This window comes from Actinoallomurus bryophytorum, from assembly GCF_006716425.1.
Lineage (GTDB): Bacteria > Actinomycetota > Actinomycetes > Streptosporangiales > Streptosporangiaceae > Actinoallomurus > Actinoallomurus bryophytorum.
The window spans coordinates 7,181,865-7,203,073 of the sequence record NZ_VFOZ01000001.1; the positions used below are offsets into that span (position 1 = coordinate 7,181,865).

The 21,209-nt window shown below is 72.4% G+C and carries 20 protein-coding genes and 1 pseudogene; 11 read left to right on the plus strand and 10 right to left on the minus strand.

The window, feature by feature from the left end:
- Positions 1 to 112: 112 nt before the first annotated feature.
- The 4 genes from FB559_RS33260 to FB559_RS46500 all read left to right on the plus strand — a co-directional run bounded on the left by FB559_RS33260 (position 113) and on the right by FB559_RS46500 (position 4,714).
- The gene (locus FB559_RS33260; RefSeq protein WP_141960898.1) at positions 113 to 805 is read left to right on the plus strand and encodes an ABC transporter ATP-binding protein; all 693 of its coding nucleotides are present in this window, start codon (positions 113 to 115) and stop codon (positions 803 to 805) included.
- A 43-nt stretch (positions 806 to 848) separates the two neighbouring features.
- Positions 849 to 3,188 (plus strand): ABC transporter permease, encoded by a 2,340-nt coding sequence (locus FB559_RS33265; protein WP_141960899.1) that lies wholly within the window; start codon positions 849 to 851, stop codon positions 3,186 to 3,188.
- 116 nt (positions 3,189 to 3,304) lie between these two features.
- Entirely contained in the window at positions 3,305 to 3,664 is a 360-nt protein-coding gene (locus FB559_RS33270) for a BlaI/MecI/CopY family transcriptional regulator (RefSeq protein ID WP_141960900.1), read from the plus strand.
- A 3-nt stretch (positions 3,665 to 3,667) separates the two neighbouring features.
- Entirely contained in the window at positions 3,668 to 4,714 is a 1,047-nt protein-coding gene (locus tag FB559_RS46500) for a M48 family metalloprotease (RefSeq protein WP_141960901.1), read from the plus strand.
- A gap of 180 nt (positions 4,715 to 4,894) precedes the next feature.
- Here the strand turns inward: FB559_RS46500 and FB559_RS46505 are convergent.
- Both FB559_RS46505 and FB559_RS33285 read right to left on the minus strand, forming a co-directional pair.
- Positions 4,895 to 5,434, minus strand: a pseudogene (locus FB559_RS46505) (M48 family metalloprotease); the annotation flags it as partial.
- 15 nt (positions 5,435 to 5,449) lie between these two features.
- Positions 5,450 to 5,851 carry a BlaI/MecI/CopY family transcriptional regulator gene (locus FB559_RS33285; RefSeq protein ID WP_141960903.1) on the minus strand — a complete coding sequence of 134 codons (402 nt, stop codon included), beginning with the start codon at positions 5,849 to 5,851 and terminating at the stop codon, positions 5,450 to 5,452.
- A gap of 165 nt (positions 5,852 to 6,016) precedes the next feature.
- Here FB559_RS33285 and FB559_RS33290 point away from each other — a divergent pair, with 165 nt between their 5' ends.
- The gene (locus tag FB559_RS33290) at positions 6,017 to 7,228 is read left to right on the plus strand and encodes a glycosyltransferase family 4 protein (protein WP_141960904.1); all 1,212 of its coding nucleotides are present in this window, start codon (positions 6,017 to 6,019) and stop codon (positions 7,226 to 7,228) included.
- Between the two features lie 28 nt (positions 7,229 to 7,256).
- On the opposite strand, the gene FB559_RS33295 is transcribed toward FB559_RS33290, so the two are convergent.
- Together FB559_RS33295 and FB559_RS33300 are read right to left on the minus strand one after the other, a co-directional pair.
- Positions 7,257 to 8,048: a hypothetical protein gene (locus tag FB559_RS33295; RefSeq protein WP_141960905.1), complete on the minus strand. Its 792-nt coding sequence runs from the start codon at positions 8,046 to 8,048 to the stop codon at positions 7,257 to 7,259.
- Entirely contained in the window at positions 8,045 to 8,344 is a 300-nt protein-coding gene (locus FB559_RS33300) for a PadR family transcriptional regulator (protein WP_141960906.1), read from the minus strand. The genes FB559_RS33295 and FB559_RS33300 overlap by 4 nt, the downstream gene beginning before the upstream one ends.
- An 83-nt stretch (positions 8,345 to 8,427) precedes the next feature.
- Between FB559_RS33300 and FB559_RS33305 the strand changes: the two genes are divergently transcribed.
- Positions 8,428 to 9,507 (plus strand): hypothetical protein, encoded by a 1,080-nt coding sequence (locus FB559_RS33305; RefSeq protein ID WP_141960907.1) that lies wholly within the window; start codon positions 8,428 to 8,430, stop codon positions 9,505 to 9,507.
- A gap of 59 nt (positions 9,508 to 9,566) precedes the next feature.
- On the opposite strand, the gene FB559_RS33310 is transcribed toward FB559_RS33305, so the two are convergent.
- Positions 9,567 to 10,409, minus strand: coding sequence for an NAD(P)H-binding protein (locus FB559_RS33310; RefSeq protein WP_141960908.1), 843 nt, complete (start codon positions 10,407 to 10,409; stop codon positions 9,567 to 9,569).
- Positions 10,410 to 10,486: 77 nt separating this feature from the next.
- Between FB559_RS33310 and FB559_RS33315 the strand changes: the two genes are divergently transcribed.
- Positions 10,487 to 11,227: a helix-turn-helix domain-containing protein gene (locus FB559_RS33315; RefSeq protein ID WP_141962083.1), complete on the plus strand. Its 741-nt coding sequence runs from the start codon at positions 10,487 to 10,489 to the stop codon at positions 11,225 to 11,227.
- Positions 11,228 to 11,248: 21 nt separating this feature from the next.
- Here the strand turns inward: FB559_RS33315 and FB559_RS33320 are convergent, their stop codons facing one another.
- The 4 genes from FB559_RS33320 to FB559_RS33335 all read right to left on the minus strand — a co-directional run bounded on the left by FB559_RS33320 (position 11,249) and on the right by FB559_RS33335 (position 15,763).
- A complete protein-coding gene (locus FB559_RS33320; RefSeq protein ID WP_221640303.1) occupies positions 11,249 to 11,461 on the minus strand; it encodes a hypothetical protein in 213 nt (70 codons plus the stop codon).
- Complete coding sequence (locus FB559_RS33325; protein WP_141960909.1) at positions 11,458 to 12,234, minus strand: COG4280 domain-containing protein; 777 nt, start codon at positions 12,232 to 12,234, stop codon at positions 11,458 to 11,460. Before FB559_RS33325 ends, FB559_RS33320 begins: the two co-directional genes overlap by 4 nt.
- A 68-nt stretch (positions 12,235 to 12,302) precedes the next feature.
- On the minus strand, positions 12,303 to 13,580 hold the full coding sequence (locus tag FB559_RS33330) for a dihydrolipoamide acetyltransferase family protein (RefSeq protein WP_141960910.1): 1,278 nt from the start codon (positions 13,578 to 13,580) through the stop codon (positions 12,303 to 12,305).
- Between the two features lie 2 nt (positions 13,581 to 13,582).
- Positions 13,583 to 15,763 (minus strand): alpha-ketoacid dehydrogenase subunit alpha/beta, encoded by a 2,181-nt coding sequence (locus tag FB559_RS33335; RefSeq protein ID WP_141960911.1) that lies wholly within the window; start codon positions 15,761 to 15,763, stop codon positions 13,583 to 13,585.
- Positions 15,764 to 15,907: 144 nt separating this feature from the next.
- Here FB559_RS33335 and FB559_RS33340 point away from each other — a divergent pair, with 144 nt between their 5' ends.
- The 4 genes from FB559_RS33340 to FB559_RS33355 are packed head-to-tail and all read left to right on the plus strand — an operon-like array spanning position 15,908 to position 19,707.
- Positions 15,908 to 16,411 (plus strand): VOC family protein, encoded by a 504-nt coding sequence (locus FB559_RS33340; RefSeq protein ID WP_141960912.1) that lies wholly within the window; start codon positions 15,908 to 15,910, stop codon positions 16,409 to 16,411.
- Positions 16,412 to 16,421: 10 nt separating this feature from the next.
- Positions 16,422 to 17,126 carry a GntR family transcriptional regulator gene (locus FB559_RS33345; RefSeq protein WP_141960913.1) on the plus strand — a complete coding sequence of 235 codons (705 nt, stop codon included), beginning with the start codon at positions 16,422 to 16,424 and terminating at the stop codon, positions 17,124 to 17,126.
- Positions 17,123 to 17,590 (plus strand): (2Fe-2S)-binding protein, encoded by a 468-nt coding sequence (locus tag FB559_RS33350; RefSeq protein WP_141960914.1) that lies wholly within the window; start codon positions 17,123 to 17,125, stop codon positions 17,588 to 17,590. Before FB559_RS33345 ends, FB559_RS33350 begins: the two co-directional genes overlap by 4 nt.
- Positions 17,587 to 19,707, plus strand: a complete 2,121-nt coding sequence (locus tag FB559_RS33355; RefSeq protein WP_141960915.1) for a xanthine dehydrogenase family protein molybdopterin-binding subunit — start codon at positions 17,587 to 17,589, stop codon at positions 19,705 to 19,707. Before FB559_RS33350 ends, FB559_RS33355 begins: the two co-directional genes overlap by 4 nt.
- Positions 19,708 to 19,749: 42 nt before the next feature.
- Here the strand turns inward: FB559_RS33355 and FB559_RS33360 are convergent, their stop codons facing one another.
- On the minus strand, positions 19,750 to 21,195 hold the full coding sequence (locus FB559_RS33360) for an NAD-dependent succinate-semialdehyde dehydrogenase (RefSeq protein WP_141960916.1): 1,446 nt from the start codon (positions 21,193 to 21,195) through the stop codon (positions 19,750 to 19,752).
- Positions 21,196 to 21,209: the final 14 nt, after the last annotated feature.

Consider the following 21,209-nt stretch of genomic DNA (forward strand, 5'->3'; position numbering starts at 1 on the left):
CTCCCGTAGAGGTATCCGATCTCGGTGCGACGGCCGACGCGCCCGGCCGGGGGCCGCGCCTAACTTCGGTGCGCCAGGCCCCCGCGGCCGTGACCGGAAGGACGAAGCCCCCATGGGAAACCTGATCGAGTTGGCCGGAGCGACGAAACGGTATGACGGTGCCGGCGCACCGGCGCTCGGACCACTGACGCTCACCGTCGAGCACGGGGAGGCCCTCGCCGTCACCGGGCCCTCCGGCAGCGGGAAGTCCACGCTGCTGAACCTCGTCGCCGGCCTCGACAAGCCGACCTCCGGCACCGTGACCGTGGACGGGCTGGGGATCGGCCGGCTCGGCGAGCGCGCGCTGGCCCGGTTCCGCCGCGAACGGATCGGCATGGTGTTCCAGTTCTTCAACCTGCTCGACGACCTCACCGTCGCCGACAACGTCCTGCTCCCGGCCCAGCTCGCGGGGATGCCGCGCGCGAAGGCGGCCGCCCGTACGTCCGAGCTCCTGCGGACGCTCGGCATCGATCGGCACGCCCGCGCCTATCCGGGCCGGCTGTCCGGGGGCGAACGCCAGCGGGTCGCGCTCGCGCGAGCGCTGGTGAACCGCCCCGCGCTGCTGCTCGCCGACGAACCCACGGGCGCGCTGGACACCGCGTCGGGCCAGGACGTACGTGAGCTGCTGGTGGACCTGCACCGTGGCGGGCAGACCATCGTCCTCGTCACCCACGACCTCGCCCTCGCCGAAGCGTGCGCGAGCCGTACGGTCCACCTCGTCGACGGCCACGTCGCGTCCGACCAGACCGCGGAGGTCTCCCGATGAGCGCGCGACTCGGCAACACCGTGGCTCCGGCGAAGGAGACCGCATGAGTGCGCTCGGCCGCGTCGTACGGTCCGGGGTGGGCCGGAGACGTGTCCAGACCCTGGTGGTCGCCCTGACGACCCTGATGGCGGTGGCCTCGGCGGTCGTCGCCGGATCGCTGATGGTCGCCTCGTCCGCGCCCTTCGACCACGCCTTCGCCCGGCAGCATGGCCCGCACCTGATCGCGCAGGTCGACGGGGCCAGGGCGAGTACGGCGCGGCTGGCCGCCACCGGGCACCTGCCCGGCGTCACCGCGAGCGCGGGCCCGTACGAGACCACGGTGATCAGCGCGCAGGATCCGAACGGCATGCGAACCCCGGAACTGACCGTCGCGGGCCGTGCCGCTCCCGGCGGCACCGTCGACGACCTCACCCTCGACTCCGGGCGGTGGCCGGCGAAACCGGGCGAGATCGTGCTCCCGACGGGCTTCCCGCCCGACCTCTTCCCGCTCGGGTCCTCCCTGCACGTCGAGGGCGGCCCGGTGCTGACCGTCGTCGGCCGGGTTACGTCGGTCAGCGGGACCGCCGACGCGTGGGTGACGCCCGGGCAGATCGCCGCGCTCAGGGCGGCCGGAGCCCCCGTGACCGTGGAGATGCTCTACCGCTTCGCCTCCGCGGGTTCGAAGAGCCAGGTCGCCGCCGGCCGGGCGAGGCTCGCGGCGGCACTGCCGGGAGGGGCGCTGCTCGGCACGCAGTCCTACCTGGACACCAAGCTGAGCGCCGACACGGGCGCGGCGCCGTTCATCCCCTTCCTCATGGCCTTCGGCGTGCTCGGCCTGGTCATGTCGGTCATCATCATCTCCAGCGTGGTCAGCGGCGCGGTCGGGGCGAGCGTGCGCAGGATCGGCATCCTCAAGGCCATCGGACTGACCCCCGGCCAGGTCGTCTGGGCCTATGTCGCCCAGGCGCTCATGCCGGCCGCGGCGGGCACCGTGCTGGGCGTGGTCCTCGGCAACCTGCTGGCGCTCCCGCTGCTGGGCGACGCGCAGCAGGTGTACGGGAGTACGGGGCTGTCGGTGGCCTGGTGGGTCGACCTCGCCGTGCCGGCCGTCGCGCTGGCCGTGGTCGTGACCGCCGCCCTGGTCCCCGCGCTGCGGGCCGGCCGGCTGAGGACGGTCGAGGCGATCACCGTCGGCCGCGCACCGGGCACCGGCCGCGGCCAGTGGGCGCACCGCGCCGTCGGGCGGCTGCCCTTGCCACGGGCGGTGACCCTCGGGCTGGCGAGCCCGTTCGCACACCCGGTGCGTACGGCCGCGATGCTGGCCGCCGTGGTGTTCGGGACGACCGCGGCGACCTTCGCGGTCGGCCTGACCTCGTCCCTGAACGCGGTCGCGGCCGCCCAGCACCCCGGCGCGGCCTCCGGCGCCTCCGTGCTCACTTTCGGGCCTCCGGTCCCCGGCGGGCCGCCGCGACAGGTCTCCGCGGCCGACCGCGTACGGATCCCCGCCGCCATCCAGGCACAGCCGGGCACCAGGTCCTTCTACGGCACGGCCTTCGCACAGGTCGCCGTCCAGGGCGTCACGGGACCGGTCCAGGCCCAGCTCTACAAGGGTGACTCGCGTTCCGGCGCCTACGACATGGTCTCGGGGCACTGGTTCACCGGGCCGGGACAGGTGGTCGTACCCAGCCACTTCCTCGATGCGACCGGCACCAGGGTCGGCGACACCGTCACCGCCGCCGACGGAGGGACGCGGGTGCCTCTCCGGATCGTCGGCGAGGCGTTCGACCCGAGCAGGAACGGGCTGCGGCTCTACGCGGACATCGCCTCGTTCGCGTCCGTCAAGGGCGGCATCCCGATCGACGCCTACACCGTCATGGTCGATCCCGGGGTCGACGTCGCCGGCTACGTCGCCAGGCTCGATGCCACGCTGCGGCCGCTGGGGGCGCAGGCGGTGCCGGGCGACGACTCGAGGGACGACCTGCTGATCATCGTGGACTCGATGGCGGCGATCCTCACCCTCATGCTGGTCGCCGTCGCCGCGCTCGGCGTGCTCAACTCGGTGGTCCTCGACACCCGGGAACGCGTCCACGACCTCGGTGTCTGCAAGGCGATCGGCATGTCACCCCGCCAGACCGTGACCATGGTGCTCGCCTCGGTCGCGGGGCTCGGCGTGGTCGGCGGGATCATCGGCGTGCCGGCCGGGATCGCGCTGCACGACTACATCCTGCCGGTGATGGGCCACGCCGCCGGTACCCGGCTCACCCCGCGGATCGAGTCGGTCTACCACGGGCTGGAGCTGGTCCTGCTCGGGCTGGGCGGAGTGGCGATCGCGGTACTGGGCGCGACGCTTCCCGCCGGCTGGGCCGCCAAGGCGCGCACCGCCACCGCACTGCGCACCGAATAGAACGCCCCCGAGGCTCCCGGCACCGAGCGTGCCGGGAGCCTCCCCGGCCGTCCGGCGCAGGTGGGAGGGGCGGCGTGGCACACTGAAGTCCGATCGTCGTGGATGTGGAGGTCGGCATGGCTGAGGGCGAGCGGCGGGCCGCGGGCGCGCTGGAGGCCGAGGTCATGGCGGTCCTGCAGCGCGCCGGGCGGCCGCTGAACGCCGCCGAGGTGCAGGCCCTGCTGGCCAGCGAGCTCGCGTACACGACCGTGGTGACCATCCTGTCCCGTATGCACGGCAAGGGGCTGCTGACGCGCGCCAAGGAGGGCCGCGCGTTCCGCTACGCGCCGGTGAGCGACGAGCCGGGCCTGGTGGCCCGGAGCATGCACCGGACGATGGCGGCGGAGGCGGACCGCGAGGCGGTGCTTGCACGCTTCGTCGACACGCTGTCCGACCAGGACGAGCGCCTGCTGCGCGAGCTGCTGGACGGCCGCTGAGCCATGGACGTGGACGGCTACCTGCCCCTCGTCGCCCCGGTGGTCGCGGCGATCGCCGCCCGTCCGCTGGCCGAACGCCTTCCGCCCCGTACGGCCACCTGGGTACTCACCGTGCTGGCGACGGGGCTGGCCCTGTCCTCGATGAGCACACTCCTGGCGCTGGCCGATCACATGCTGCCCGCCGCCGTGGTGCTGGCGGCCGGCGCCGCGGGCGCCGTGTACACCGGGTTCGGGCAGGTACGCGCCCTGCGCGCGGCCGGGCGAGAGGCGCGCGAACTGCCCGGTGACGGCCCGCTCGCGGTGGTCGACGACGACCGGGCCGACGCCTATGCCGTACCGGGCCGGGTGGTCGTGTCGACGGGCATGCTGGCCGTCCTCAACCCGGGCGAACGCCGCGTGCTGTTCGCCCACGAGATCGCCCATCTGACCGGCAGGCACCACGTCTTCCGCGCCGTCGTCCGTGTCGCGTCGGCGGCCAATCCGCTGCTGTGGCCGTTGCGGGGTGCGCTCTGGTACGCCACCGAGCGCTGGGCCGACGAACGCGCTGCGGCGGCGGCCGGTGACCGCGTCGCGGCGGCCCGGGTGATCGGCAAGGCTGCCCTGGCGCACGGGCCGCGCCCGGCCGCGCGCATGGGCATCGGCGCCGTGCGGCCGGGACCGGTACCCCGCAGGGTCGCCGCGCTGCTGCGCCCGCCGCCCCGCCGCGGCATCGGCCTGACCGCCGCGGCCCTCGGTCTGCTGCTGTGCTCGCTGTTCACGGCCGATGACCTCCTCGGCGACGTCGCCCAGCACACCCGGAGCGCGGGGGCGGCCGTCGTCGCCTCAGATGCCGACGAACCCCAGGAGGGCGTGCAGGTCCTGTACGGCGTCGGCGGTGGACCAGGTGGCCGCGACGAGGACGGCCATGGTCACCAGCGCGGGGACCGCACGTGGCGTGAGGGGCGGGGCCAGCAGGGCGGCGACGCGGCGGGGGACCGGGCCGGCCGCGCCGAGCCCGCCGTCGCGGCCCAGCACGCCCAGCACGCCCAGCGCGGCGGTCGCGATGCGTGAGCGGGCGTGGCTCTGGTGGGCGGCCAGCGCGGCCTTGCCGACGGTACGCGCGGCGCGCCGCCGGTCGCCGGTGACCGCTGCGGCGCGCTCGTCGGCCCAGCGCTCGACGGTGTAGGCGACGGCCGTGGCGAGCGGCCGCAGCAGGGGGTTGGCGGCGGCGCCGAGCTGGGCCAGGGCGACGAAGACGTAGTGATGGTCGGACAGATGGGCGCGCTCGTGCGCGAGCAGGACGTCGTGCTCGCCGGTGTCGAGGGCCTCCAGCATGCCGGTGGAGACGATGACGCGGCCGGGCAGGCCGGGCAGCGCGAAGGCCTCCGGCACAGGGTCGTCGACGATGACGAGGCCGTCCTCGGCGGCGAGGCACGCGGCGTCCATGGCGGCACGGGCCAGGGAACGGCAGCGCTCCCAGAGCATGCGTGCGGCCCCCACGGCGGCGAGAGCGAGCAGGAGCCCGGCGGCCGCGGCGACGGAGAGCTCGACCGGGTCCTTGCGGTCGGCGAGACCGAGTGACCACTGGCCCGCCGCGGCGAGCTCAGGGACGCGGAGCAGGCCGGTGAGGGTGAGCAGTCCGAGTGAGATGCCGCCGGCCGCCGCCAGCACGACCGCCGAGAGGGTGAGCAGCCAGGTGGCCAGGCGCGGCTCGCAGCGTCCGGCCAGCAGCCGGGCGCCGGGCGCGGCGAGCAGGGTGAGGAGAAGCGGGAGATATACGGCGAGGCGCATCCGGGCGGCTCCTGTTCACCGGTCGGGGGTCGCGTCGGATTTGAGCAGTTGCCGCAGCAGGTCCTCGTCGGCGCTGGTCAGCCCGTCGACGAACCGCGTGAGTACGGCCGCACGGTCCGGGAGCTCCTCCAGGAGACCACGCATCCGCCGGGCGGCCAGGCCGGCCTCGTCGGTGACGAGGGCATAGGCGTAGGCACGGCCGCGCGGGGCGCGAGTGAGCTGCTGCTTGGCGTACAGGCGCGTGAGGATCGTGACCACGGTGCTGTAGGCGAGCTGTCCGCCGAGGCGCTCGGCGGTCTCGCCGGGGGTCAGCGGGCCGTCGGCCCCGCCCAGCACCGCGCGGATCTCGGCCTCCAGCCGGCCACTGGCCCGCCGGCCACCTGATCCAGGGGGCGGGGGATCTGCGGTGGTGTTCATGATTTGTTCTTTCCTCTACCGATCTTCTACAGTGCTGTAGAAATTCTATTGCTGTGTAGAAGTTACCGCTACCCCGCCGCAGCGAACGGAGGCGAGGGCCGAGGTAGGAGTCCGTCGGTGGAGCGAGAGGGCGAGCGACCAGTGAACACGTCCGGAATCCGTCCGGTGAAGATCGTCTTTCTGATCCACAACGTCTACGGCATCGGCGGGACCATCCGTACGACGCTGAACCTGGCCGCCGCCCTCGCCGACCGGCACCAGGTGGAGATCGTCTCCATGCTCCGGCACCGCGAACGGCCCCGCTTCGAGATCGACCCGCGAGTGACGGTGGTGCCCCTGGTGGACATCCGCGCGGGCTCCGACGACACGGCCGACCCGATGTTCACCGAACCGGCCACCGTCTTCCCCGCCGCGGAGAAGCGCTACCGGCAGTACAGCCGCCTCACCGACCGCAGGGCAGAGGACTACCTGCGTCGTTGTCGCGCGGAGGTGATCATCGGCACCCGGCCCGGGTTGAACGTCTATCTCGCCCGGTTCGGCCCCTCCCGCGCGGTGCGCATCGCCCAGGAACACCTGACACACGACAGCCACGTCAAGAAGCTGCGCGCCGAACTCGCCCGTCACTATGCCGGCCTGGACGCCGTGGTCACCACGACGGAGGCGGACGCCGCCGTGTACCGCGCCCGGATGCCCCTGCCCGGGGTACGGGTGCTGGCGGTGCCCAACAGCGTCCCCGAACCCGCCGTCCCGCCCTCGGACGGCACCGCCAGGATCATCGCCGGCGCGGGCCGCCTGGTGCGGGGCAAACGCTTCGACCTGCTGATCGAGGCCTTCGCCGACGTCGCGGCCAAGTACCCGGACTGGGTCCTGCGCGTCTACGGTGGCGGCCCCGACAGAGAGCGCCTGCAGCGGTTGATCGACGACCGCGGCCTGGGCGGGCAGGCGACCCTGATGGGTGCCCGCTCACCGATCGAGACGGAGTTCGCCCAGGCGTCCATCGTCGTGTCGGCCTCCGACGCCGAGTCCTTCGGTATGACGCTGGTCGAGGCGATGCGCTGCGGCGTCCCGGTCGTGAGCACCGACTGCCCGCTCGGCCCCGCCGAGATCATCCGGCACGGCGTCGACGGCCTGCTCGTCCCGGTCGACGACGGCGAGGCCCTGACCGCCGCGATGCTCGGCCTCATCACGGACGACTCCGCCCGCCGCCGCATGGGCGAGGAGGCCCGGGTCTCCGCGCGCCGTTTCGACCCCGCCCCCATCGCCCGTACGTACGAGGAGCTCTTCACCGCTCTCGTCGCCGGCCGCCGCGCCCGGCGGCGCGGTGCCCTGTGGCACACCAGGCTGCGTCCCGCGCTACGGGGCGCACTGCGCAGGTGACGGGCCGGGGGCGTGCCTTTGGCGCCGCTCAGAGCCCGGCCGGCTCCGCGACGACTCGGCGGAGGTCGCGGAGCGTCCCCGCGAACGCCGACGGCAACACGAGCAGGCCGATCCCCGGGGCGGCGGACCACAGGTCAAGGTGCCCGCCGGTCACCGAGACGCTGAGAAGCATCGACCCGGCCGCGGTGCCGGCGAGAGCCAGTGTCCACATGCCGAGCCGGAGCCGCGCGGGGCGCGGTGCCACGGCCACACCCGCCCCCAGGCTCGCGACGATCCGGCAGCCGTGGAACGCGCCCAGCGCCAGTGCGGTCCACCAGCAGCCGAGCAGCACGGGCCGCAGCAGTGCCGGCGCGACGGTGTACGTGCCGGTCCGCACGCAGGCCACGACGGCCGCGCCGAGGATCACCGGGGTGGCGAACCGGCGTGCCGCGCCGCGAAGCACCGTGCTCGCGGCGTCGAGGGTCAGGCGGGGACGGGGCAGGACCAGGAGGAACCCGAGGAACATCAGCCCGGTGCAGGCGGTCATGGGCCAGGCGCGGGCGACCCGGCCGGAGAGGGGAGTGTCCATCTCCATGGCCACGTGCGCGAGGTACCAGCAGGCGGCCGCGACGGTGACCGCCATGACCGCCGCCCGCCGCTGTCGCTGGGCGGTGGAGTCGGCCGGCCAGATCACCGGGTGCAGCCACATGCCGGCGATGCCCACCGCCAGGTCCGGCCACGACCTCCATCCCGTGCTCTGGACCTCGATCTCCATGGCCGGACCCCAGCGCTCACGGAACGGGCCGGGGTACAGCCTGATCAGTCTCTGGGCGGCGTTCATGCCGGGGTGACACCCAGGTTCTTCAGTCCTGCGGCCGCGACTCGCGCCATCGACCGCAGCTCACGCTCCAGCACCTCGCGTCCCTGGGCGGTCAGCCGGACCGGACGCTGGCGCCCCTTCTCCTCCAGGGACTCGATCAGCTGCTTGGCCTCCAGGCGGGTCAGCGCCCCGTACAGGCTGCCGGGTCCCAGCCGCTCTCCGGCCAGCTCCTCGATCGCCGCGTTGATCGCGTATCCGTGCAAGGGCCCGTCGGCCAGCACACAGAGCACGAGCGTTTGAGCGTCGTTGGCCTGCACGTGTCTCCTCCCGGTCAGAAGGTCAGCGTACTACGCGCCGAGTGGTACGCACCGAGTAGTACGCAGCGTGTACTATGCGACGCATGGACGAGATCGCCGCGGGAGCGGAAGAACCTGAGATCGCGGTGCTCCCGGCCGAGCACCCCGCCCGTCCCGCCGTGAGGCCGGCGCTGTGGTCCGCGCTCGCGGGAGCGGTGGCCTTCACGGTGTCCGCGTACGTCACGACGCAGGTCCGCGCGGTGCGTGCGGGCAGCCCCTGGCAGGACGATCCGTACGTCGGCGTCGTGTCGTTCACGGAGTTCCTGGTGCCGGCGCTGGCCGTGCTGATCGCGGTACGGGCGCTTCTGTACCGCCGGGCGGAGCCGAAGCCGGTATTCCGTACCGCCCAGCTCCTGCGGGCCGCGTTCGTGTGCACTCTGCTGGTGGCCGCGACGATCGCCGTGGACGGTCTGGCGGTGGTCCTGCGGGCCGACCACGCGCTCTGGAACGACGGCACGCCGTGGCTGGTCGCGGCCCTGGCACCGCTCGCCGCGCTGGTGGCGGCGGCGCTGGCCTGCGAGGCGCGTGCCTTCCGCCGGCTGCCGCCCAGGGACGGTCACGTTCCTGGCGGCGACTGGCTCGATGACCTGGCGGTCCTGGCCGAGACCCTTGCGGTGCGCCTGCCTCCGAGCGGAGCCCGCCTGGCCGTCCGGATCGCCAGGGGCGGCGCGATCGAGTTCGCCCGCGAGCACATCATGGCGGTGGCCGCGCTGGCGAGCCTCGGTGCCGGCCTGGCGATCGGCGTCGCGCAGGCGGTCGGCGAACACTGGACGAGCCCGGTCCTGTTCCTCACCTTCGCCGCCATCGGCACGGGCGGGTTCTTCGCCTTCTCGATGATCTGCAACACCGCCCTGCGGATCGCCGCCCCCCGCGAACCGGCGAGTGCCGGGAGAGTACGGCGCTCGGCGCGGATGGCCGTCATCGCCGGCTCGCTGGCGCTGCCCGCGTCGGCGGTCCTGCGCGACGGCATCAGGACCACACTGGGACTCCATGGCGAGATCGATAACGCCGGGCAGCTCGCGGTGATCACCTTCGCGGGTGGCCTGTCGGCCGCCGTGCTCGTCTTCGCCGCGATGCTGGTCATCGCCAGGCGTGACGGGGTCCCGGTGCACCGGCGAGCGTGAGGTAGCGTCCCGGCCGGCCGGGGCGCCAAGCCCCGACGGGCTTTCCGGCGCTGACCCCCTCAGCCGAATGCGGCCCGATGGTCGCCGGCCCAGGTCGCGTAGGAACGAGCCGTACGGCCGAGTACGGTCGCCACGTCGGCGGTCAGCCGGGCGTTTCCCCCTTCGGCGATGAACCGCTGGCCGCGCATCGCGCCCTCGGCGAAATCCGGGTCCTGGCCGGCGGCGATCATCTGCTTCTTCGCCACGTCCAGCGGCACGTCGACGACCTCGATCGGGCGGCCGAGCACCTTCCGCAGGATCTCCACCTGATCGGGAGTGCTCAGCGACTCGGGACCGGTCAGCGTGTAGGTCCTGCCCGCGTGATCCGGCGTGGTCAGTGCCGCGACCGCGACCTCGGCGACGTCGCGTGGATCGACCACGCCCTGCGCGCCGTCCCCCGTCAGGTTGGCGACCGGCCGTCCCGCGCGGATCATGGCGGCCCAGTGCAGGGTGTTGGTGGCGAAGCCGCTGGGCCGCAGGACCGTCCAGACCGCCTCGCCCGCGCGCAGCGCCCGCTCGCCGGGGAGATGCCATCCGCCGGCCCTGAGCTCGGTGTTCTCGCCGGTGCCGATGGCCGACAACTTCACCACCTTCCCCACGCCGTGGGACTGTACGGCGTCGAGCATCGCCAGGTCGTGTCGCTTGATCCAGGGACCCGGCGCGTCCAGCAGGAAGACCGCGTCGGCCCCGGCAACCGCGCCGTCGAGGGAGTCGCGGTCATCGAAGTCTCCCCGTACGATCTCCGCCGGCAGACTCACGCCGTCGGGGTTCCGCGTCATCGCCCGGACCCGCTCGCCGCGCTCGGCCAGCATCCGGACCACTTCAGTGCCGATGGTGCCCGTCGCACCCGTGACAAGGATCATGTCGAGCACTCTGCCGCCCCGCTGCCTTGGGGATATAGGAAAAATCGGCAGCCCGTAGAGTGATCGGCGTGGACGCGATGATCCCAATGCCCGCCCTTCGGCCGTGGATCGCGGACGTCACGCTGATGCGGCCCGACAGCGCTCTGCCGCTGGTGCACCTACCCGACGCCGCCACCGCACTGGTCTATCGCAGGACCGGCGCACGGGACGGCGACCTGCGCGTGATCGGCCCACGCAGCCGCGCCTCCTACTACCCGGGCAAGGAACTGCCGATGTGCATCCGGGCCCGGCTGCGTCCGGGTGCGGCCAAGCCGGTGTTCGGTGTCCCGGTCAGCGAGCTGCGGGACCAGGCCGTACCGCTCACCGACCTGTGGGGCGCCCGCGCCGCCCGCCTCGAGGACCGGCTGGGCGAGCTGACCGACCCCGGCCCGATCCTGCGGGGCATCGAGGAGGCATTGCTCGAAGGCCTGTACGAGAGCGCGGACGCGCGCGACCTGCTGCTCGGCGAGGCCATCGAGTCGCTGTCCGGCCACGGCGAACGGGTCGCCGCGCTCGCCCGGCGGCTGTCGGTCAGCGAGCGCCACCTGCGCGACCTGTTCACCGACCGGGTCGGCCTGTCGCCCAAGCGCTTCGCCGGCATCCAGCGCGTCCGCACGGTGCTGGCCCGCGCGGGCTCCGCGAAATGGGCGGGACTCGCCTCGGATACCGGTTACTACGACCAGTCCCATATGACGGCCGACTTCCACAGGCTCATGGGAGTGTCCCCGGCGGCCTTTCGCGCGGGTCACCTTCCCGCCAGGACACCCTGCGCCGCATGAGGCGATCCGTGCCGGCCGACATCACGACCGCCTCCGTCCGGCGCGTGTGCCGCCGAGCAGGGACCGGCCCAGCAGGGCGATGACGGCGATCGGCGGTAGCCACCACGCCGCGACTCCGGCCGCGGCCAGCAGTGCCGTGGCGGCGACGGCCACCACGACGCCGAGCGCGATGGTCCAGTCGTCGCCGATCAGGAAGTCGGACCAGAACCGCAGGAATCGCATGAGGCCTGTCACGGGGCCACCTCGGTGGGGTTCGGCGCCGGATCGGGCGCCGCGGCGCGGGGCGACCGTCTACGCAGCAGGATGACGAACAGCAGCGACACCAGGAGAAAGGCCGGGATCAGCACGAGCAGGGCACGGTCCGCGCCGGGCCAGTCCGCGCCGGCTCCCTCGCCCGCCCAGAACGTGCCGAAGGAGGTCAGCAGGATCCCGACCGCGAACTTCATCGCGTTCTCCGGGACCCGCGCCAGGGGCTCCTTCAGCAGAACGCCCACCACGGTGACCGCGATGATCGCCAGTGCCGCGCCGAGGCAGGCAAGCGCGATGTGCCCCTGGTTCGCGCCGAAGGTCACGACGATGAACGCCACCTCCAGGCCTTCGAGGAGAACGGCCTTGAACGCGAGGGCGAAGGCGTACCAGTCGGTGACGAACGCCCGCCCGCTCCGCCCCGCGGCCCGCGCGGCCGACACCTGCCGCTCGTAGATGGCGGTCTCGTCGTGCATTGCCTTGTGCCCCGAGGCCCGCAGGATCGCCTTCCTCAGCCACTGCAGGCCGAAGACCAGCAGAAGAGTCCCGATGACCAGGCGCAGCGCGTTCAGCGGGATGTGGCCGATCGCCGGACCGAAGACCGCCACGATCGCGGCCAGTACGGCCAGCGCGACGCCGACGCCCTTCAAGGGCGACGGCCAACCACGGATCAGGCCGGTGGCGAGCACGACCGTGAGCGCCTCGACCGCCTCCACGGCACACGCCAGGAAGACCGCGAGGACCAGCAGCGTCGCGCTCATGACCGCCTCCCGGCATCCGTCACCGTACTAGCCCGGTCGTACTACCGTGATAGTAGTACGCGCGGGCCTCACGCCAGAATCCGCACCGGGTCCTCGAGCAGGGAGATGAAGACCTTCATCCACTCGGCGGCGATCGCGCCGTCGATCGGGCGATGGTCCACCGAGAGGGTCACGCGCATGACGGAGCCCACCTTCAGGGTGCCCTCCTTGACGACCGGCTCCTCGCGTACGGCTCCCACGGCGAGAATCGCCGACTGCGGGGGGTTGATGATCGCCGCGAACTCCTCCGTGCCGAGCATGCCGAGGTTGGTCACGCTGAAGCTGCCGCCCTCCAGCTCCTCCTGCCGGAGACGGCCCGCCCTGGCCCGCTCGACGAAGTCCCGCACCGTCGTGGCCACCGAGGAGATCGTCAACTGCTCGGCGGACCTGAGCACCGGGGTCACGAGGCCCCGTTCGGTCGCGATCGCCACCGAGATGTCGACGGAGGAGAAGGATCGGACCGCGTCCGGTGTCCAGATCACGTTCATCGCCGGAACCAGCACGTGGGCCTGCGCGGCGGCCTTGAGAACCAGGTCGTTGAGCGAGATCCGCACCGGGCCCTCGTTCAGCCGGCGCCGCAGCTTCAGCAGTCTGCCGACGCGTGCCGTGCCCCGCAGGTAGAAGTGCGGCGTCGTCCGCTTGCTCTCGGTGAGCCGTGACGCGACGGCCGAGCGGATCCGCGAGTGCGGCACGTCGGTGAAGGCCGGTGCAGCCGTCCTGGCCGCGGTCTTCGGGGCGTCCGCAGACTCGGCGGCCGGATCGGGACGACGGGGCGCGGCGGCCTGGGGTGAGGTGACTCGGCTGCTGATCGCCGCTTCGACGTCCCTTCGGATGATCCGGCCGTTCGGGCCGGTCCCCGAGATCGTCTCGAAGGGCAGCCCTGCCTCCTTGGCGAGCCGGCGCGCCAGAGGGCTGGAGAAGACGCGCTCACCCGAACCGTTGCCAGACGCGGCCGAGGCGACGGAAGCGGCCGCGGCGTCGGCCTCCGGCAGGTCCGGCGCCGCCGCGGGCCCGGCCGCCGGGACACCGAGCCCGGCGAGCAGCGCGTCGAGGTCGCCGGCCTTCTCCCCGGGCTCGCCGATGACCGCGATCGGGTCGCCGACCTGGACCTCGGCGCCTTCGGCCACCAGGGTCTTCAGGATGACGCCGGCCTTGTCGGCCTCGACGTCCACCACGGCCTTCTCGGTCTCGACCGTGGCGATCACATCGTCTGCGGCGTAGGCGGCGTTCTCCGCGACCGGCCAGCTCTGGAGCACGGCCTCGACCGCGTTCGCGGCCACCTCGGGCATGCGCAGGATGCTCGCCATCGTCAGTACCTGCCCATCTCGTCCAGCTTGGCGGAGGCCTCCTCGGCACGGGCGATGGCCGCCCGTTCGAGGACCTTGCTGATGCTGGGTGACGCCTCGCCGCCGGTCAGGCGCTGCACCGGCTGGTCCAGCCAGTCGAAGAAACGGCGCTGGATCTCATCGCTCAGCCAGCCGCCGTACGACGTGCCGAGTGCGCCCTGTTCGGCGATGAGCACGTTGTTCGTCTTCTTGATGCTCGTCCCGATGGTGTCCCAGTCGATGCTCGCCCGGTCCAGCCAGCGCAGGTCGATGACCTCCGCGTCGACCGAGCCGAGCGACTCGACCGCCTCCAGGACGTAGCCGGTCATGGCCAGGTAGGACAGGACGGTCAGCTGGGATCCGGTACGGCGGACGGCGGCCTTGCCCACGGGGATGCAGTAGTCGAGATCCTCCACCGGCCCCTCACCCGTCGAGGTGTAGAGGTCGACGTGCTCCAGGACGACGACCGGGTCCTCGCACCGCAGCGCGCTGTTCATCAGCCCCACGTAGTCGAACGGCGTGGACGGCGCGACGATGCGCCAGCCCGCCGAGGTGGCGAAGATCCCGGCGGGGTCCATCGAGTGCTGCGAGCCGTACCCGGTGCCCATGGCGACCTTGCTCCGGAGCACGAACGGCACGGCGCCGTCACCGCCGTACATGTGCCGGGCCTTGGCGATCTGGTTGAACAGCTGGTCGGCCGCGACCCACATGAAGTCGGCGTACATCAGCTCGACCACGGGCTTGTAGCGCCCGTCGAGCGCGATGCCGCCGCCCAGCCCCGTGAAGGCGTTCTCGCTGATCGGAGTGCCGAGGACACGGTCGGGGTGGGCGTCCTTGAGCCCCTTCGTCGCGCCGTTGGTGCCGCCGGCCAGCCGGTGCACGTCCTCGCCCATCACCACGACGGTGTCGTCGGTCTCCATCCGGCGGGCCATCACACCGGAGACGGCGTCGATGAACTTCTGCTCAGCGAGCGCGCCGGTGAACGTGTCACGGTCGGCGAGGCGTGCGCCGGAGAACTCGCCGAGGTCCCCGCGGACTCCCACGTCCACCCAGGAGGGATCGGGCCACTCGTCCGGCTTGATCCGGCGCTGGCCGGGCCTGCCGCCGGGCAGGGGCTCCAGCAGGACCTCGCCGATCGAGGCCAGGAGTCTCGTGGCGCGCTCGGTCGTCGCGTCGATCTCGTCCCGGCTCAGGATGCCGCGCCGTACGAGGTGGCCGGAGAGCTGCCTGATCGGGTCACGGTCGCGCCACTCCTTCTCCTCTTCCTTGGTGCGGTAGCCGAAGGCGCTCCCCGGAAAGGGGCCGTTCTGGTGGAAGTAGCGGTAGACGTCCGCCTCGATCACGGTGGGGCCCTTGCCGGCCCGCATGTGCGCGAGGGCCTCGTGCATGGCGAGGTGGACGGCCAGCGGGTTCATCCCGTCGACCTTCCAGCTCGCGATCCCGAAACCGGGTCCGCGCCCCGAGAGCCGTGGCTCGCCGGTGGCCTCGGTGACGACGGTCGAGACGGCGTACCGGTTGTTCTCGATGAAGAAGCACAGCGGCAGGTGCCACGCGGACGCCAGGTTCATCGTCTCGAGCGTCGAGCCGATGTTGGTCGCGCCGTCGCCGAAGTAGGTCACCGCGACCGCGTCGCCGCCGGAGTGCCGGTGCGCCCACGCGGAGCCGGCCGCGAGCGGCACGCCGCCGCCGACGATGGCGTTCGTGCCGATGGCGCCGGCCTCCTTCCACTGCAGGTGCATCGATCCGCCGCGGCCGTGGCTGAAGCCGCGGTCCAGGCCGCAGATCTCGGCCAGGCTCTTGAGCAGCACCGCGCGTACGTCGGAGGAGAACTCCCGCCGCGGGTCGATCCCCTTGGGCTCGACATGAGCGAGCACCTTGGCCAGGAACTGATGGTGGCCGCGGTGTGACCCGTTCACCGTGTCCCTGCTCGTCAGGGGGAGGACCGAGCCGACGGCACCGCCCTCCTGCCCGATGCTCGAGTGGGCCGGTCCGTGCACCAGCCCCGCCCGCGCGAGGTCGAGGACGTACTCCTCGAAGGTCCGGATGAGGACGAGCTGGCCGAGCATGCTCGTGAGCAGGGCCGGATCGGCCGCGTCCCAGTCGGTGTCGGTGGCGACGACCTCGACCCAGGGGGCCGCGGGGTCGAGCCGATTGTGCTCAGGCAATGGGACACGCTCCTCGGGCGATCGGTCGCAGCATCCACACCGTATTGGATCCAAAGATCGATGAATAGACCGATATCCGCCATAGATGGGTCCGATGTACGATGTATTGGATCCAATGATGCTAGTGAGCTGAAGAGGACGCGAATGAGCGGGCTTCCCGGACTGACTCGTGTGGACCACATCGGCATCACGGTGCCCGACCTGGAGGAGGCCAGGGATTTCCTGGTCGACGTGCTCGGCTGTGAGTACATGTACACGCTGGGCCCGTACCGGCACGACGACAGCGACTGGATGTCCGAGCACCTCGGCGTCGACCCGCGCGCGGTAATGCGCGAGCTGCACTTCTTCCGCTGTGGCGGGCAGGCCGTCTTCGAGGTCTTCCACTACTCCGCACCGGACCAGAGGACCGAGATGCCGAGGAACAGCGACGTCGGCGGCCACCACGTCGCGCTGTACGTCGAGGACATGGACGCCGCGGTCGCCTACCTGAAGAGCCGGGACGTCACGGTCATGGGGGACCCGACGGCGAGCAGCGGGCCGAGCGAGGGACAGCGCTGGGTGTACTTCCTCGCCCCGTGGGGCATGCAGTTCGAACTCGTGTCCTACCCGAACGGCAAGGCCTTCGACCGGCAGACCTCGATCCGGTAGAGATTCACTCATGCCAGGACAGACGAAGCAGACGGCCAGTGCCGACCAACACGGCGCCGACCAGAACGGCGCGGTGAGCCAGCGCGTGGCCGGCTACCTGCGCGAGGCGATCCTCAGCGGCGAGATCGTGCCGGGGGAGCGGATCCGCCAGGAGGACGTCGCCGCGCGCTTCGGCACCAGCCGGCTCCCGGTACGCGAGGCCCTGCGCATCCTCGAGGCCGAGGGACTCACCGAGCACCACATGCACAAGGGCGCCCGCGTGCCACGGCTGGACCGGCACGAGGTCGACGTGATCTACCAGATGCGCGAGCGGCTCGAACCTCTCGCGCTGGCCGAGAGCCTGCCGCACCTGCGCGAGGACGACCTCCGCCGGCTGGAGGAGATCCAGGCGCGGATCGAGGACGACGCGGACATCGCCGAGTTCCTCGCGCTCGACCGCGAGTTCCACCTGCTGACCTACGCCGGATGCCCCATCGACCAGCTGTCCTCGATGGTCGTCCGGATGTGGAACACCACCCAGCACTACCGCCGCACGTTCATGAACCTCACCGGTCCGTCCCGGCGGTGGGTGGTCAACGCCGAGCACCGGCTGATCCTCGACGCCGTCGAACGACGCGACGCCGTCGACGCCGAGCGCTACCTCAGCGGGCACATCCGGCGGACCCGCATCGAGCTCTCCCGGCATCCCGAGGCGTTCGAAGGGCCATCCGCATGACACAGGTGTTCGAGCTCACCGTCAACGGCGGCCCGGTCCGGGTCGAGACCCATCCGGACACCTCGCTTCTCCACGTTCTGCGTGAGGAGCTCGGCCTCAAGGGCGCACGGTTCGGCTGCGGGGTCGGCCTGTGCGGGGCCTGCTTCGTCCGGCTGGACGGCCAGGTCGTCCCGTCCTGCGACACGCCCATCTGGTCCGCCGCGGGAAAGACCGTGGTGACCGTCGAAGGGCTGGCGCCCGGGGACGCGCTGCACCGGGTGCAGCAGGCCTTCCTCGACGAACAGGCCGCGCAGTGCGGCTACTGCATCTCCGGCATCATGGTGAGCGCGGCCGACCTGCTGGACAAGAACCCGGCGCCCGACGAGCGTGCCGTCATCGAGGCACTCGACCGCAACCTGTGCCGCTGCGGCGTCCAGCGTCGCGCCGTACGCGCCGTCCTGGCGGCGACGGAGGTGACCGGATGACCGTCGGACAGCAGACCTACCGCCTTCCTGACGACCTGGCCGCGAACCCGGTCCTGTCCCGCTGGGTGACCGTCCACGCCGACGGCTCCGTCGACGTACGGGTCGGCAAGGTGGAGCTCGGGCAGGGGATCCTCACCGCGCTGTCGCAGCTCGCGGCGGACGAGCTCGGCATCGACCTGGACCGGCTCCGCATGGTGGCGGCCAACACCAGGTACGGCCCGGACGAGGGCCTGACGGCCGGGAGCCTGTCGCTGACGCGCGCCGGTCCGTCCGTACGCGCCGCGTGCGCCCAGGTACGGGCCAGGTTCGTCGCCGAGGCGGCGCGGCGCTGGGGCGTCGGCGCCGAGGAGGTCACGGTACGGCGGGGGAGCATCCGCGCCGGCGACCGCGTCACCTCCTACGGTGAGCTGGCCGGCGCCGTCGACCTCGACGTGCCCGCCGATCCCGGGATACCGCCGACCTCCGGCGACGGGCCGGTGTTCGTCGGCACGAACTCCCCCCGTCTGGACCTGCCCGACAAGATCGCCGGTCGGCCGCGGTTCATCCACGACCTGCGCCTGCCCGGACAGCTCTTCGGCAGAGTGCTCCGGCCGCCCTCTCCGGGCGCGAGCCTGCGCGAGCTCGACGCGGCCCGGCTGGAGGGCATGGACGTCGACGTGGTGCGGGACGGCTCGTTCGCCGGTGTGGTCGGTCCGGACGAGGCGGAGGTGATGCGCGCCGTCGCCGCGCTGCGGGACGCCACGGTGTGGGACGAACGCGACGGGCTGCCCGACGAGGACGACCTGCCCGCCTTCCTGCGTACCGGCCCGCACGAGGACATCGAGGTGGTCGCGGACGAGCCGCCGGCCACCGGGCCGAGCCTGCGGGCGAGCTACAACCGGCCGTTCATCGCGCACGCGTCGATGGCGCCGAGCTGCGGCGTGGCGCGCTGGAACGAGGACGGGACCCTGTCCGTCTGGAGCCACAGCCAGGGCATACACAACCTGAGAGCGGCCATCGCGCTCCTCCTGGAGCTGGACGAGGACCGGATCGAGGTCGAGCACGCCGAGAGCGCCGGCTGCTACGGGCACAACGCCGCCGACGACGCGGCGTTCGACGCCGTACTGCTCGCGCGGAGCGTGCCCGGCCGTCCCGTGCACGTGCAGTGGAGCCGGCAGGACGAGCTCACCTGGTCACCATTCGGGTCGGCCATGTCCGTCGACGTGGAGGCGGCGGTCGACGAGTCCGGCGCCGTACGGTCGTGGACGTACGACGTGTGGAGCCAGGGGCACACGAGCCGCCCCGGTTACCGGGGCGTGCCCGGCCTGCTCGCGGGCGCCCACCTCGCGCGGCCCTGGCGGTACCCGGCGCCCGCGGACCCGCCCCTGGCCACAGGGGCGGGGACGGCACGCAACGCGGTGCCGATCTACGACCTTCCGCACCGCCGGATCACCGCACACCGCGTCCTGGAGACGCCGATCCGCTCCTCGGCGGTCCGCTCGCTCGGCGCCTTCATGAACGTCTTCGCGATCGAGTCCTTCATGGACGAGCTCGCCCTGTCCGCCGGGATCGACCCGCTGGCCTACCGGCTGACGCATCTCGGCGACGCTCGCGGGCGGAAGGTCCTGGAGACGGCCGCGAAGGCGGCCGCCTGGGGCACGCCGGTGGCCGAGGGTACGGGGCGGGGGATCGGGTTCGCCCGCTACAAGGACAAGGGCGCGTACTGCGCGGTGATCGCGGACGTCGAGGCGGAACACGACGTACGTGTGCGCCGCCTGACCATCGCCGTGGACGTCGGGCTGGTCGTCAACCCCGACGGGGTGCGCAACCAGATCGAGGGCGGAGCCACCCAGGCGACGAGCTGGACACTGAAGGAGCGGGTCCGCTTCGACCGGCGCAGGATCACCAGCGACACCTGGGAGACCTACCCGATCCTGCGCTTCAGCGAGGCGCCGGAGATCGCGGTGGAGCTCGTCGAGAACCCGGACCTGCCCTCCCTCGGAGCGGGTGAGGCGGCCCAGGGACCGACCGCCGCGGCCATCGCGAACGCCGTCACCATTGCGGTCGGCGTGCGCGTACGGGATCTTCCGCTCACCACGGACGCGATCGTCGCCGCCATCGAGTCGGCCGGGGACTGAGCCGGGGCGGCTCTCCGCGGAGAACCGCCCCGTCGGGTCAGGTCACCACTGGACCGCGACGTACTGCGTCTCCAGGTAGTCGAGCATGCCCTCGTGGCCGCCCTCGCGGCCGATCCCGCTCTGCTTCACGCCGCCGAAGGGCGCCGCGGGGTCACTGACCAGGCCACGGTTGAGCCCGACCATGCCGGACTCGAACCTCTCACTCACCCGCAGGCCACGGGCCAGATCGCCGGTGTAGACGTAGGCGACCAGGCCGAACTCCGTCGCGTTGGCAAGCCGGATCGCCTCGTCCTCGTCCTCGAAGGTGACGATCGGAGCCACCGGCCCGAAGATCTCCTCTCGCAGGATCGGCGCGTCGGCGGGGACGTCCACGAGCACCGTCGGGTCGTAGTAGTAACCGGGCCGGTCCGGGCGGCCTCCGCCGACGACCGCCTCGGCGCCCTGCTCGACCGCGCCGCGCACGAGAGCATCGACCTTGTCGACCGCGTCCTGGTTGACCAGCGGGCCGACCTGGGTGCTCTCCTCGGTGCCGGGACCGACGGTCAGTGCCGCCATCCGCTCGGCGAGCCGCCGGCCGAACTCCCCGGCGATCGAGGACTCGACGTAGAACCGGTTGGCGGCCGTGCACGCCTCTCCGGCGTTGCGCATCTTGGCCACCATCGCGCCCTCGATCGCCGCGTCGAGGTCGGCGTCGGCGAACACCAGGAACGGCGCGTTGCCGCCGAGCTCCATCGAGGTGTTGATCACCTGGTCCGCCGCCTCGCGGAGCAGCACGCGGCCTACCTCGGTCGACCCGGTGAAGGAGAGCTTGCGGACCCGCGGGTCGTGCAGCATCGCCGAGACGACCGCGCCCGAGCGCCGGGCCGGCAGCACGTTGACCACGCCCGGAGGCACCCCGGCGTCCGCCAGGACCCCGGCCATCGCCAGCGCGGTCAGCGGTGTGTCGCTCGCGGGCTTCAGGATCACCGTGCAGCCCGCCGCCAGGGCCGGGCCGATCTTCCGCGTCGCCATCGCGGCGGGGAAGTTCCACGGGGTCACGAGCACGCAGATGCCGACCGGCCGGTGGAGGACCACGATCCGGTTGGCGCCCGACGGTGCCGTGGTGACCGCGCCGGCGCCGCGTACGGCCTCCTCCGAATACCAGCGGAAGAACTCCGCCGCGTAGGCCACCTCGCCCCGCGCGTCGGCGAGCGCCTTGCCGTTCTCCAGCGATATCAGCCGGGCGATCTCCTCACTGCGTTCGGTCATCAGCTCGAACGCCTCCCGGAGGATCTCGGCGCGCTCACGTGGAGCCGTGGCCGCCCACGGCCCGGCCGCACGCTCCGCCGCGTCGACGGCCGCCATCGCGTCCTCGACGGTGCCGTCCGCGACGGACGCGATGACCTGTCCGGTCGCGGGGTCCTGTACGTCGAACCGGCCGCCGTCGCCCGCCGGTACGGCCTTGCCGCCGATGTAGAGGTCGGTGAGCAGCTCGCTGCCGTCTGCCATGGAGAATTCCTTTC

Coding starts and splice junctions, on each gene's coding strand:
- FB559_RS33355 (WP_141960915.1), top strand. CDS start 17,587: ATGACCGTCGGACAGCAGACCTACCGCCTTCCTGACGACCTGGCCGCG.
- FB559_RS33315 (WP_141962083.1), top strand. CDS start 10,487: ATGATCCCAATGCCCGCCCTTCGGCCGTGGATCGCGGACGTCACGCTG.
- FB559_RS33360 (WP_141960916.1), bottom strand. CDS start 21,195: ATGGCAGACGGCAGCGAGCTGCTCACCGACCTCTACATCGGCGGCAAG.
- FB559_RS33310 (WP_141960908.1), bottom strand. CDS start 10,409: ATGATCCTTGTCACGGGTGCGACGGGCACCATCGGCACTGAAGTGGTC.
- FB559_RS33295 (WP_141960905.1), bottom strand. CDS start 8,048: ATGAACGCCGCCCAGAGACTGATCAGGCTGTACCCCGGCCCGTTCCGT.
- FB559_RS33260 (WP_141960898.1), top strand. CDS start 113: ATGGGAAACCTGATCGAGTTGGCCGGAGCGACGAAACGGTATGACGGT.
- FB559_RS33270 (WP_141960900.1), top strand. CDS start 3,305: ATGGCTGAGGGCGAGCGGCGGGCCGCGGGCGCGCTGGAGGCCGAGGTC.
- FB559_RS33340 (WP_141960912.1), top strand. CDS start 15,908: ATGAGCGGGCTTCCCGGACTGACTCGTGTGGACCACATCGGCATCACG.
- FB559_RS33330 (WP_141960910.1), bottom strand. CDS start 13,580: ATGGCGAGCATCCTGCGCATGCCCGAGGTGGCCGCGAACGCGGTCGAG.
- FB559_RS46500 (WP_141960901.1), top strand. CDS start 3,668: ATGGACGTGGACGGCTACCTGCCCCTCGTCGCCCCGGTGGTCGCGGCG.
- FB559_RS33285 (WP_141960903.1), bottom strand. CDS start 5,851: ATGAACACCACCGCAGATCCCCCGCCCCCTGGATCAGGTGGCCGGCGG.
- FB559_RS33305 (WP_141960907.1), top strand. CDS start 8,428: ATGGACGAGATCGCCGCGGGAGCGGAAGAACCTGAGATCGCGGTGCTC.
- FB559_RS33325 (WP_141960909.1), bottom strand. CDS start 12,234: ATGAGCGCGACGCTGCTGGTCCTCGCGGTCTTCCTGGCGTGTGCCGTG.
- FB559_RS33350 (WP_141960914.1), top strand. CDS start 17,123: ATGACACAGGTGTTCGAGCTCACCGTCAACGGCGGCCCGGTCCGGGTC.
- FB559_RS33265 (WP_141960899.1), top strand. CDS start 849: ATGAGTGCGCTCGGCCGCGTCGTACGGTCCGGGGTGGGCCGGAGACGT.
- FB559_RS33345 (WP_141960913.1), top strand. CDS start 16,422: ATGCCAGGACAGACGAAGCAGACGGCCAGTGCCGACCAACACGGCGCC.